The organism is Pseudomonas sp. LTR0 (genome assembly GCF_036630035.1).
Lineage (GTDB): Bacteria > Pseudomonadota > Gammaproteobacteria > Pseudomonadales > Pseudomonadaceae > Aquipseudomonas > Aquipseudomonas putida_Y.
In genome coordinates, this window is record NZ_CP123734.1 from 5,132,486 (window position 1) to 5,144,847 (window position 12,362).

Genomic DNA, 12,362 nt, shown 5'->3' on the forward strand with positions numbered 1-12,362 from the left:
CACCGCGCACGGGCGTACCCGCTCCCCGATCACCGCCAACACGAGGGTACTTTCATGTCCCAAGAATTCGATTACATCATCGTCGGTGCCGGCTCGGCCGGTAACACCCTGGCGACCCGCCTGACCGAAGACGCCGGCGTCACCGTCTTGCTGCTGGAAGCCGGTGGCCCCGACTACCGCTTCGACTTCCGCACCCAGATGCCAGCGGCCCTGGCCTTCCCGCTGCAAGGCCGCCGCTATAACTGGGCTTACGAGACCGACCCAGAGCCGCACATGGACGGCCGCCGCATGGAATGTGGCCGTGGCAAGGGCCTGGGTGGCTCGTCGCTGATCAACGGCATGTGCTACATCCGCGGCAACGCCATGGACTTCGACGGCTGGGCAGAACTGCCAGGCCTGGAAGACTGGACCTACCTCGACTGCCTGCCGTACTTCCGCAAAGCTGAAACCCGTGACATCGGCCCTAACGACTACCACGGTGGTGACGGCCCGGTCAGTGTCGCCACGCCAAAGGCTGGCAACAACCCGCTGTTCCACGCCATGGTTGAAGCTGGCGTGCAAGCCGGTTACCCGCGCACAGAAGACCTCAACGGCTACCAGCAGGAAGGCTTCGGCCCAATGGACCGTTCGGTGACCAAGAACGGCCGCCGCTCCAGCACCGCCCGTGGTTACCTGGACCAGGCCAAAAAACGCCCGAACCTGACCATCGTCACCCACGCCCTGACCGACCGCGTGCTGTTCGACGGCAAGCGCGCCGTAGGCGTGACCTACCTGGTCGGCGACAGCGAAGAACGCGTTGAAGCCCGCGCCCGCAAGGAAGTGATCGTCAGCTCTGGCGCCATCGCTTCGCCGCAGCTGCTGCAGCGCTCCGGCGTCGGCCCGCGCGCCCTGCTGGAAAGCCTCGACATCCCGGTTGTGCACGACCTGCCGGGCGTTGGTGAAAACCTGCAGGACCACCTGGAGCTGTACCTGCAGTACGCCTGCACCCAGCCAGTATCGCTGTACCCATCGCTGCTGTGGTGGAACCAGCCGGCCATCGGTGCCGAGTGGCTGTTCAATGGCACCGGCATCGGCGCCAGCAACCAGTTCGAGGCCGGTGGTTTCATTCGTACCCGCCCTGAATTCAAGTGGCCGAACATCCAGTACCACTTCCTGCCGGTTGCGATTAACTACAACGGCTCCAATGGCGTGAAGGAACATGGCTTCCAGGCGCACATGGGTTCCATGCGCTCGCCTGCTCGCGGCCGCATCCAGGCCAAGTCGAAAGACCCACGCCAACACCCGAGCATCCTGTTCAACTACATGTCCACCGAGCAGGACTGGCAGGAATTCCGTGACGGCATCCGCCTGACCCGTGAAATCATGGCCCAGCCGGCCCTGGACCCGTACCGTGGCCGCGAAATCAGCCCGGGCGCCGACGTGCAAACCGACGAGCAGCTGGACAAGTTCATCCGCGAGCACGCCGAAACCGCCTTCCACCCATCCTGCTCGTGCAAGATGGGCACCGACGACATGGCCGTGGTCGATGGTGAAGGCCGCGTGCATGGCATGCAGGGCCTGCGCGTGGTCGATGCGTCGATCATGCCGCTGATCATCACCGGTAACCTCAATGCCACCACGATCATGATTGCCGAGAAGATTTCGGACAAGATCCGTGGTCGCAAGCCACTGCCGCGCAGCACCGCCAAGTACTACGTGGCAGGGGATGCACCAGTGAAAGGCAAGCCGATGCGTGAAGTGAAGCAGGGCTGAGACCTTGATCAGGGGCCGCACAGCGGCCCCTTTCACGTTTGCTCAGGCGGGCAGCGTGAGAAAGCATTCCTGCCACTGATCTGCCTGACCAGCCGCTCTCGCCCCGCTGTCGCGGTGGCCTGGTAGCGAAGCACATGGCCCGCCGCCTGGTGCGCCAACAAATAGTGCAAATCAGGAAATTTCCCGAGCAGGCACTGAGCCATCTAGGCGCGGTAAATGGTTTTCCTGCCATTCATGTTACTCGGCTGCCTGACAGTGGACGAACCATTGCAGCCACAAGCTGCAACGACGATGCGGTATCGCTTTACAGCCTGCGTCGGCCTCAGGTTAGAATCGATTGGCACGCGACCTGCTAGCTTTTGCTGAAAAATGCGCTACCAAGTCCCTCCCCCTCGCTGTCTCGGAGTACCTGCCTTTGGATGCAAGCACCATCAATAGCCTGTTCCTGATCGGCGCATTACTGGTGGGTGCAAGTATCCTGGTCAGCTCGCTGTCGTCGCGCCTGGGTATCCCTATTCTGGTCATCATCCTCGCCGTCGGCATGCTCGCCGGTGTCGATGGTGGCGGTATCATCTTCAACAATTACCCAACTGCTTACCTGGTGGGCAACCTGGCACTGGCCGTCATCCTGCTTGATGGTGGCCTGCGCACGCGGGTAGCAAGCTTTCGCGTAGCGCTTTGGCCGGCGCTGTCGCTGGCCACGGTCGGGGTAATGATCACCACCGCCCTCACCGGCCTGGTCGCCGCCTGGCTGTTCCAGCTCAGCCTGATCCAGGGCCTGCTGATCGGCGCCATCGTCGGCTCCACCGACGCCGCTGCAGTGTTCTCGCTGCTCGGCGGCAAAGGCCTGAACGAGCGGGTTTCTGCTACCCTCGAGATCGAGTCGGGCAGCAACGACCCAATGGCGGTGTTTCTCACGGTCACCTTGATCGACATGATCGCCAGCGGCGAGACCGGCCTGCATTGGAGCCTGCTGGGCCACGTGCTGCGTGAGTTCGGTATCGGCGCGCTGGTGGGCCTGGGCGGCGGCTGGCTGATGCTGCAACTGGTCAATCGCATCAATCTGGCCGGCGGCCTGTACCCCATTCTGGTAGTGGCCGGCGGCCTCGTGGTGTTTTCGCTGACCAACGCCCTGCATGGTAGCGGCTTCCTCGCCGTATACCTGTGCGGCCTGGTGCTGGGCAACAGGCCGATCCGTAGCCGCCATGGCATCCTGCATATGCTCGACGGCATGGCCTGGCTGGCCCAGATCGGCATGTTCCTGGTGCTGGGGTTGCTGGTCACGCCGCACGACCTGCTGCCCATCGCCCTGCCAGCACTGGGCCTGGCGCTGTGGATGATCCTGGTGGCACGGCCACTGTCGGTGGTTGCTGCCCTGCTGCCGTTCAAGGCTTTCCACGGCCGTGAAAAGGGCTTCATTTCGTGGGTCGGCCTGCGCGGTGCGGTACCGATCATTCTGGCGGTGTTCCCGCTGATGGCGGGCCTGCCAGACGCCCAACTGTTCTTCAACCTGGCCTTCTTCATCGTGCTGGTATCGCTGCTGGTGCAAGGCACCAGCCTGCCGTGGATGGCCAAGCTGTTGAAAGTGACGGTACCGCCAGACCCGGCGCCGATCTCCCGTTCCGCCCTTGAGGTGCACATCACCAGCGAGTGGGAAATGTTCGTCTACCGTCTGGGCGCAGAAAAATGGTGCATCGGTGCTGCCCTGCGCGAACTGAAAATGCCCGAAGGCACGCGGATTGCCGCGCTGTTCCGTGGCGAGCAACTGCTGCACCCGTCGGGCAGCACCGTGCTGGAGGTTGGCGACATGCTCTGCGTGATCGGCCACGAGCACAACCTGCCTGCCTTGGGCAAACTGTTCAGCCAGGCGCCGCAACGTGGCCTGGACCTGCGTTTCTTCGGTGACTTCGTGCTCGAAGGCGATGCCGAACTGGGTGCCGTGGCGGCGCTGTACGGCCTGAAACTCGATGGCCTCGACGCGAAAATGCCGCTGGCGCAGTTCATCCGACAGAAGGTCGGAGGCGCTCCAGTAGTAGGGGACCAGGTCGAATGGCATGGCACGATCTGGACCGTGGCAACCATGGACGGGAACAAGATCCAGAAAGTAGGCGTCAGATTCCCCGAAGGAACGCGACCCGGACCAGGATTGTTCCTCTAAACTTCGTTTCAGCCGGATCCACAAGTAGCCTGCCTATGTCCCTGCGCGTGTACCTTCGCACAGCCCTGCTCGGGTTGTGCCTGTCCCTTTCTTTTGCGGCTACTGCGGCAGAAGCCCCGACCACCGCCAGCATCCAGAACAGCCTCGACAAGATCGCCGAGCGCAAGCTGCCCGAGGCGGACCAGAAGGCGCTGCAGCAGGTGCTCGAACAAACGTTGAGCCTGCTTGCTGCCAAGGAAGATAGCGAGAAGAAGCTTGCTGCACTGAAGCAGCAGTTGAGCAGTGCCCCCAAAGAGACCAGTGACAGCCAGAAGGAGTTGGCCAGGCTCAAGGAAACCAAGGCACAACCGGTGGCCCAGCGCTACGCCAACCTCACCGTGCCACAGCTTGAACAGATGCTCAGCGAACGCAACACGCAGCAGGGCGAACTGCAAAAGGCGCTGTCTGAAGCCAACAGCCTGATCATCAACTCGCAAACTCGCCCCGAACGCGCCCAGGCCGAGATCAGTAGCAGCCAGACTCGCACCCAGCAGATCAACAACATCCTCAAAACCGGCAAGGACGGCGGCAAATCCATCAATGCCGACCAACGCAACCAGCTCAACGCCGAGCTGGCCTCGCTCAACGCGTTGACCCTGCTGCGCCGCCAGGAACTGGCCGGCAACAGCGTGCTGCAAGACCTCGGCAATGCGCGTCACGACTTGCTGGTCGAGCGTGCTGCGCGCCTGGAGCAGGAAATCCAGGACCTGCAGACGCTGATCAACGACAAACGCCTGGCCCAGTCCCAGGAAGCCGTCACTCAGCAGTCGATCGAGGCTCAGAAGGCCGGCGGCAGCAGCCTGCTGGCCACTGAAAGCGCGGTCAACCTCAAGCTTTCCGACTACCTGCTCAAGAGCACCGATCGCCTTAACGAATTGACCCAGCAGAACCTGCGCACCAAGCAGCAGCTCGACAGCCTGACCCAGGCCGACCAGGCGCTCGACGAGCAGATCAACGTGCTCAAGGGAAGCCTGCTGCTGTCGAAGATCCTCTATAAGCAGAAACAGACCTTGCCGCACCTGAAGGTCGACCGCGACCTGGCCGACCAGATCGCGGACACCCGCCTGTACCAGTTCGAAGTCAACCAGCAACGCGAGCAGATGAGCAGCCCGGTCACCTATGTCGACAAGCTGCTGGCGGCGCAACCCCAGGAAGATGTGACCCCGCAGCTGCGCAAAGCCCTGCTGGATGTAGCCATCACCCGCAGCGACCTGTTGGAGCGGCTGAACCGCGAGCTGTCGGCGCTGCTCAACGAATCGATCACCCTGCAACTCAACCAGAAGCAACTGCTGGGCACCGCGCAGAGCCTGCGTACCACCCTCGACGAGCAAATGTTCTGGATCCCCAGCAACAAGCCGCTGGACTGGGACTGGCTGCAATACGTGCCAGCGCGCCTGGCCGACCAGGTCGCCAACCTGCCGTGGGGCTCCAGCCTGAAAGAGCTGGCCGATGGCCTGAGCCAGCGCCCGTTGCTGTTCCTGCCGCTGCTACTGGTGATCGGCGCGCTGTTGTGGCGGCGCAAATACCTTTACCAACGGTTAGGCAAAGTGCACCAGGATATCGGCCACTTCCGCCGTGACAGCCAATGGCACACGCCCCAGGCAATTCTCATCAACATTCTGCTGGCGATGCCGGTCAGCCTTGGCCTGGCGCTGTGCAGCTACGCCCTGCAGATCGACGCCCGCGGGCAGAATGCCAACCTGGGTGCCGCACTCTGGCAGCTGGCCCAGGCCTGGCTGGTGTTCTACACCGCCTATCGTATCCTCGCACCCGGTGGCGTGGCGGAAGTCCACTTCCGCTGGCACAAACCGCAGGTCGAGTTCCTGCGCGGCTGGGTTCGCCGCCTGGGCACCGTGGTGCTGGCACTGGTCGGCGTCGTTGCGGTGGCCGAGCACCAGCCTTCGGCACTGGCAGACGACGTATTGGGCATCGGCGTGGTGCTGACCTGCTACGCGCTGATGGCCTGGCTGCTCAGCCGTCTGCTGCTCAGCAGCCCGGCACACCGTGACACCTCGCTGTTTCGCAGGGCCGTGGGCGTAGCATTCACCGCCCTGCCCGTCGCCCTGTTTGTCGCCGTGTGCTTCGGCTACTACTACACAGCACTGAAGCTCACCGACCGTCTGATCTATACCCTGTACCTGCTGCTGTTCTGGCTGGTGATCGAAGCCGCCTTCGTGCGCGGCCTGTCGGTAGCTGCACGACGCCTGGCCTACCAGCGTGCGTTGAGCAAGCGTGCGGCGGCCAAGGAAGGGCTGGATGGCGAAGTCATCACCGAAGAGCCAACGCTGGATATCGAACAGGTCAACCAGCAGTCGCTGCGCCTGATCCGCCTGGCCCTGCTCGGCGGCTTCATCGCCGGCCTGTACTGGGTATGGGCCGACCTGATTTCGGTGTTCGCCTACCTCAACAATTTCGTCCTCTACGAATACACCAGCGGCACCGGCGCCGCCGCCAGCATGGTACCGATCAGCCTCGGCGACCTGCTCGGCGCACTGGTGATCGTCGGCATCACCTTCGCCCTGGCCGGCAACTTGCCAGGCCTGCTGGAAGTACTGGTGCTGTCACGCCTGAACCTCGCCCAGGGCAGTGCCTACGCCACTACTACGTTGCTGTCGTACACCATCGTCGGTATCGGCATCGTCAGTACCCTGTCGACCCTGGGGGTGAGCTGGGACAAGCTGCAATGGCTGGTGGCCGCGCTGTCAGTAGGGCTGGGCTTCGGCATGCAGGAAATCTTCGCCAACTTCATCTCCGGCATCATGATCCTGTTCGAGCGCCCGGTACGGATTGGCGACACCATCACCATCGGCAACCTGTCGGGTACAGTAAGCAAGATCCGCATCCGTGCCACCACCATTACCGACTTCGACCGCAAGGACATCATCGTCCCCAACAAGACCTTCATCACTGGCCAACTGATCAACTGGTCGCTGACCGATACGGTCACCCGGGTGACGCTGAAGCTGGGCATCGACTATGGCTCAGACCTCGACCTGGTGCGCGACCTGCTGCTCAAGGGCGCGCATGAGAACCCCCGCGTGCTCAAGGATCCGGAACCGATCGTGTACTTCCTCAACTTCGGCGAAAGCTCGCTGGACCACGAACTGCGCATGCACGTCCGTGACCTGGGCGACCGCAACCCGACGCTGGACGAGATCAACCGGTACATCAACCGCGAGTTCAAAGCCCACAACATCAAGATCTCGGTGCGCCAGGTAGAGGTATTCTTGATGGACGCGAAGGGTAGCAAGCAGCAATTGATTCCGATGGAACAGCCGAAATCGGATGGCACTGCTTCGGCCTGAATGGGCTCGAATACTTTATTGTGTGCAAAATGGCTGCGAGGGCTTCGCCCTCGTTCGCGGGTGAACCCGCTCCTACACAGCGATAGCACTGCTTTCAGCTCTGCATATTCTTTGTAGGAGCGGGTTCACCCGCGAAGGGCCGCCAAGCGGCCCGATTGGCACCGAACCCAAGGAGCAGTCCCGTGAAAGCCCTCGACCAACTCACCTTCGACAACCGCTTCGCCCGCCTGGGCGATGCGTTCTCCACCCAGGTGCTGCCCGAGCCCATTGCAGACCCGCGCCTGGTGGTAGCGAGCGAGTCGGCCATGGCTTTGCTTGACCTCGACCCCGCCCAGGCCGAACTGCCGGTGTTCGCCGAGCTGTTCAGCGGCCACAAACTGTGGGAAGAGGCCGACCCTCGGGCGATGGTTTATTCCGGCCACCAGTTCGGCTCGTACAACCCACGACTGGGCGACGGCCGTGGCCTGCTGCTGGCCGAAGTGCTCAACGACGCTGGCGAACACTGGGACCTGCACCTCAAGGGCGCCGGCCAGACACCCTACTCCCGCATGGGTGACGGCCGCGCCGTGCTGCGCTCGTCGATTCGCGAGTTTCTCGCCTCCGAAGCCCTGCACGCCTTGGGCATCGCTACCAGCCGGGCACTTTGCGTAATCGGTTCCAGCACCCCGGTGTGGCGTGAAACCCGTGAAAGTGCGGCCATGCTGACGCGTCTGGCGCAGAGCCATGTGCGTTTCGGCCATTTCGAGTACTTCTACTACACCAAGCAGCCCGAGCAGCAGCGCGTGTTGATCGACCACGTGCTGGAACAGCACTATCCCGAATGCCGTGACGCCGAGCAGCCCTACCTGGCCATGTTCCGCACCATCGTCGAGCGCAATGCCGAACTGATCGCCCGCTGGCAAGCGTATGGCTTCTGCCACGGCGTGATGAACACCGACAACATGTCGATCCTGGGCATCACCTTCGACTTCGGCCCGTACGCGTTTCTGGACGACTTCGATGCCAACTTCATCTGCAACCACTCCGACGACCGTGGCCGCTACAGCTACGCCAACCAGGTGCCCATCGCCCACTGGAACCTCAGCGCGCTGGCCCAGGCACTGACCACCGTGATCGAAGTTGAGCCACTGAAGGAAGCGTTGGGCCTGTTCCTGCCGCTGTACCAGGCCCATTACCTGGACCTGATGCGCCGGCGCCTGGGGCTGACCACGGCCGAAGATGACGACATGGCGCTGGTCGAGCGCCTGCTGCAGTGTATGCAACGCGGTGGCGTGGACTACAGCCTGTTCTTCCGCAAATTGGGTGAGCAGCCGGTGGCCGAGGCACTGAAGGTAGTGCGCGATGACTTTATCGACCTGGCCGGTTTCGATGCCTGGGGCGCAGACTACCTGGCCCGTTGTGGGCGTGAACCCGGTAATGCCGAAGGCCGCCGTGAGCGGATGCATGCGGTGAATCCGCTGTACGTGCTGCGCAACTACCTGGCGCAGAACGCCATCGAAGCGGCCGAGGCGGGGGACTACAGTGAAGTTCGACGGCTGCACCAAGCACTGACCAGGCCTTTCGAGGAACAGCCCGGGATGCAAGCCTACGCCGAGCGACCGCCGGAGTGGGGCAAGCACCTGGAAATCAGTTGCTCTTCCTGAGTAACGCCTCTTCTACAAGGAATTAGGGAGTACGCGTGATTGGGTTGGGGTGGCCAAGCGTAGGCCTTGAGGGGGGGGGCGCCTGTGAGATCGAGCGCCGCCCGCGCGGCGCATCGCGAGCTGTGCTCGCTCCTACGTTTGTTTCGGGCCAATCAGTCCTGAGGGATTTGCGCGCGAACGTTATGGCGCACGACGCGATATCGTGTTGCGCGAACAAGGCGGTCGCGCGCGTCTGTCACAGGCATGACTGGCCCGAAACAAACGTAGGAGCGAGCACAGCTCGCGATGCGCCGCGCGGGCGGCGCTCGATCTCATAAGCGATGAAAATCCCCCGCCAACCGCTCCGGCCTATTCAACCGTTCTCTTCAAGCAGCGAATGCAACTCGACAAACTGCAGAGTCAGCTTGTGCCGCGGTTCCAGGTGAATCAGCGGCAGGCTGGCGTGGTGCGATTCGCGCATTTTCACCGAACTGCCCAAGTACACCGGCAGCACCGGCAACCCTTCGGCCAGCAGCTCGTCGAGCATCTGCTGTGGCAGGCTGGCACGTGACTGGAACTGGTTGACCACGATGCCTTCAACCATCAGGTCTTCGTTGTGGTCTTCCTTGAGGTCTTCAATCTCGGCCAACAGGCCATACAAGGCCTGTCGCGAGAAGCTGTCGCAGTCGAAGGGGATCAGCACGCGATCGGCAGCGATCAGCGCAGAAACCGCATAGAAGTTCAGCGCCGGCGGGGTATCGATGTAGATACGCTCGTAATCCTCGTCCAACTCGTCGAGCAACTTGCGCAGCTTGTTGATCTTGTGTTTTGCCTCCAGCTTTGGTTGCAGGTCGGCCAGCTCGGCAGTGGCGGTGACCACATGCAGGTTGTCGAACGGGGTTTCATAGATATCGACCTTGTTCTTCTTGCTGAACGGCCCACTGGAGAGGCTTTGCTTGAAGAAGTCGGCAATACCCATGGGGATGTCCTCGCCGGTCAGGCCGGTGAGGTATTGGGTCGAGTTCGCCTGGGCATCCAGGTCGATCAACAAGGTCCGGTAACCTTCATTGGCACTTACCGCCGCCAAGTTGCAGGCAATGCTCGACTTGCCCACGCCACCTTTCTGATTGAACACCACGCGCCGCATGATTGACCTCCGTGTATCAACGAATGCCCGAGTATGTGGCGGCTGTGGGGCAATGACCAGCGCCATTTGGCCGGCATCACGCCTGACCGACCACCTGCCCCGTCAACAACTCGGCGAATGCCTTGGCCATCACCGAATGACCGCGCTCGCGCTGCACCAGCCACACCGCCGTCATCGCCTCTTCATCGAGCAAGGTACGGTACACCACCCCTTCTATGCGCATGCGCTGGAACGACGCCGGCAGCACCGACACCCCTAGCCCCGCCGAGACCAGGCCGATGATGGTCATCGCTTCACCTGCCTCTTGTGCAAAATGGGGGCTGAAACCTGCATGCCGCGCCAGGCTCAGCAATTGTGCATGCAAGCCGCTGCCATAACTACGCGGGAAGAACACGAAGGGCTCAGGGGCCAACGCCGCCATGTAGACGCCTTGTTCGGTGCCCTCAGCCAGTGGATGCGAGGCATTGATCACTGCCACCAACGGTTCTCGGAACAACTCGGTGGCCACCAACCCCTCCGGCAGCGGCATCGGCCGCATCAACCCCACCTCGATGGACTCGTCGAATACCCCTTCGGCCACGTCACGGCTGCTCATTTCCTTGAGGTTCAGGTGCACCGCCGGAAAGCGCTGACGGAAGGCATGAATAGCCTTGGGGATTTTCGAGGTGAACGGGGCCGAGGAGGTGAAGCCGATTTTCATCTCACCCAGCTCGCCCAACTGCGCACGCCGGGCTACATCCGCAGCCTTCTCCACCTGCGCCAATACCTGGCGCGCTTCCTCGAGGAACAATCGACCGGCCTCGCTCAGTTCGACACGACGATTGGTCCGGTCGAACAACCGGGCCCCCAACTCCTGCTCAAGGGCCTGGATCTGCTGACTCAAGGGCGGCTGGGAAATACCCAGCTGCTGGGCGGCGCGGCCAAAGTGCAGCTCTTCGGCCACAGCAATGAAGTAACGCAGATGACGCAGTTCCATGATCCGCTCCAAACAAGTCGCCAAACATCTCAAATAGGTCGAACAATATATTGGATCTAATCGTTAGCCAGCTATATGCTTTTTTCATTGCGCCAGAGGTACCCGTCCGTGAAAACTGCAGTAGCCCCCCTCCTCCTTGAGCCAAAGCCTGCCATCCTGACCGAAATGTGGATCGAAAAAGGCACACCCGCCTTCATGAAAACCGTGCTGGCCTTGTTCAGCGGCGGTTTCGCCACCTTCGCCTTGCTGTACTGCGTACAGCCGATGATGCCTCTGCTATCCAGGGAGTTTGCCATCAACGCGGCGCAGAGCAGCCTGGTGCTGTCGGTGTCCACCGCCATGCTGGCGTTCGGCCTGCTGATCACCGGCCCCATTTCTGACCGCATCGGACGCAAGCCCGTGATGGTGTTCGCGCTGGTCTGCGCCGCCCTGTCCACCTTGGCCAGCGCAGTGATGCCCAGCTGGGAGCTGGTACTGGCCACCCGCGCCTTGGTCGGCCTGTCGCTGAGCGGCCTGGCGGCAGTGGCGATGACCTACCTGAGCGAAGAGATCCACCCGCAACACATTGGCCTGGCCATGGGCCTGTACATCGGCGGCAACGCGATTGGCGGCATGAGCGGGCGGCTCATCACTGGCGTACTGATCGACTTCGTCAGCTGGCACACGGCGATGCTGACCATTGGCGGCCTGGCCCTGGTGGCCGCACTGGTGTTCTGGAAGGTGCTGCCGGAGTCACGCAATTTCCGCGCACAGACGATGAACCCACGCAGCCTGCTGGACGGTTTTGTCGTGCACTTCAAGGACGCCGGCCTGCCCTGGCTGTTCCTTGAAGCCTTCCTGCTGATGGGCGCCTTCGTCACCCTGTTCAACTACATCGGCTACCGCCTGCTGGCCGAGCCCTATCACATGAACCAGGCGCTGGTCGGCTTGCTGTCGGTGGTTTACCTGTCGGGCATCTACAGTTCGGCACAGGTCGGCGCCCTGGCGGACAAGCTGGGCCGGCGCAAGGTATTCTGGGCCAGCATCGTGGTAATGGCGGTTGGCTTGCTGATGACACTGGCCAGTCCCCTGGTGATGGTGATCGTGGGCATGCTGGTGTTCACCTTCGGCTTCTTTGGTGCGCACTCGGTGGCCAGCAGCTGGATCGGCCGCCGGGCACTGAAGGCAAAGGGGCAGGCGTCGTCACTGTACCTGTTCTGCTACTACGCCGGCTCCAGCGTGGCCGGTACGGCGGGCGGGGTGTTCTGGCACCAGTGGGGCTGGAACGGGATAGGGCTGTTCATTGGCAGCTTGCTGGCGGTGGCATTGCTGGTGGCGTTGCACCTGAGCCGCCTGCCGGCCAAAGCAACCTGAACGCACAAGC

7 protein-coding genes are annotated in these 12,362 nt (G+C 62.3%); 5 read left to right on the forward strand and 2 right to left on the reverse strand.

Annotated features, from left to right (window positions below):
* The first annotated feature begins 54 nt into the window (after positions 1–54).
* The 4 genes from betA (at position 55) to QCL51_RS23455 (ending at position 8,897) form a co-directional block, all read left to right on the forward strand.
* On the forward strand, positions 55–1,752 hold the full coding sequence (betA, locus tag QCL51_RS23440) for a choline dehydrogenase (RefSeq protein ID WP_021783703.1): 1,698 nt from the start codon (positions 55–57) through the stop codon (positions 1,750–1,752).
* Positions 1,753–2,167: 415 nt separating this feature from the next.
* Positions 2,168–3,910 (forward strand): potassium/proton antiporter, encoded by a 1,743-nt coding sequence (locus QCL51_RS23445; protein WP_021783701.1) that lies wholly within the window; start codon positions 2,168–2,170, stop codon positions 3,908–3,910.
* Between the two features lie 35 nt (positions 3,911–3,945).
* Entirely contained in the window at positions 3,946–7,254 is a 3,309-nt protein-coding gene (gene mscK, locus QCL51_RS23450; protein ID WP_021783700.1) for a mechanosensitive channel MscK, read from the forward strand.
* Between the two features lie 182 nt (positions 7,255–7,436).
* A complete protein-coding gene (locus QCL51_RS23455) occupies positions 7,437–8,897 on the forward strand; it encodes a YdiU family protein (protein WP_021783699.1) in 1,461 nt (486 codons plus the stop codon).
* Between the two features lie 352 nt (positions 8,898–9,249).
* Here QCL51_RS23455 and QCL51_RS23460 read toward each other — a convergent pair whose 3' ends face one another.
* Both QCL51_RS23460 and QCL51_RS23465 read right to left on the reverse strand, forming a co-directional pair.
* Positions 9,250–10,023, reverse strand: a complete 774-nt coding sequence (locus QCL51_RS23460; RefSeq protein WP_021783698.1) for a ParA family protein — start codon at positions 10,021–10,023, stop codon at positions 9,250–9,252.
* A gap of 76 nt (positions 10,024–10,099) precedes the next feature.
* Positions 10,100–10,999, reverse strand: a complete 900-nt coding sequence (locus QCL51_RS23465; protein WP_010955618.1) for a LysR family transcriptional regulator — start codon at positions 10,997–10,999, stop codon at positions 10,100–10,102.
* 165 nt (positions 11,000–11,164) lie between these two features.
* Here QCL51_RS23465 and QCL51_RS23470 point away from each other — a divergent pair, with 165 nt between their 5' ends.
* Positions 11,165–12,352 (forward strand): MFS transporter, encoded by a 1,188-nt coding sequence (locus tag QCL51_RS23470; protein WP_223271109.1) that lies wholly within the window; start codon positions 11,165–11,167, stop codon positions 12,350–12,352.
* The last annotated feature ends 10 nt before the right edge of the window (positions 12,353–12,362 follow it).

What these genes read in the sequence shown, in the direction of transcription:
- betA (WP_021783703.1), top strand. Translation starts at nt 55, where the DNA reads ATGTCCCAAGAATTCGATTACATCATCGTCGGTGCCGGCTCGGCCGGT.
- mscK (WP_021783700.1), top strand. Translation starts at nt 3,946, where the DNA reads ATGTCCCTGCGCGTGTACCTTCGCACAGCCCTGCTCGGGTTGTGCCTG.
- QCL51_RS23460 (WP_021783698.1), bottom strand. Translation starts at nt 10,023, where the DNA reads ATGCGGCGCGTGGTGTTCAATCAGAAAGGTGGCGTGGGCAAGTCGAGC.
- QCL51_RS23465 (WP_010955618.1), bottom strand. Translation starts at nt 10,999, where the DNA reads ATGGAACTGCGTCATCTGCGTTACTTCATTGCTGTGGCCGAAGAGCTG.
- QCL51_RS23470 (WP_223271109.1), top strand. Translation starts at nt 11,165, where the DNA reads ATGTGGATCGAAAAAGGCACACCCGCCTTCATGAAAACCGTGCTGGCC.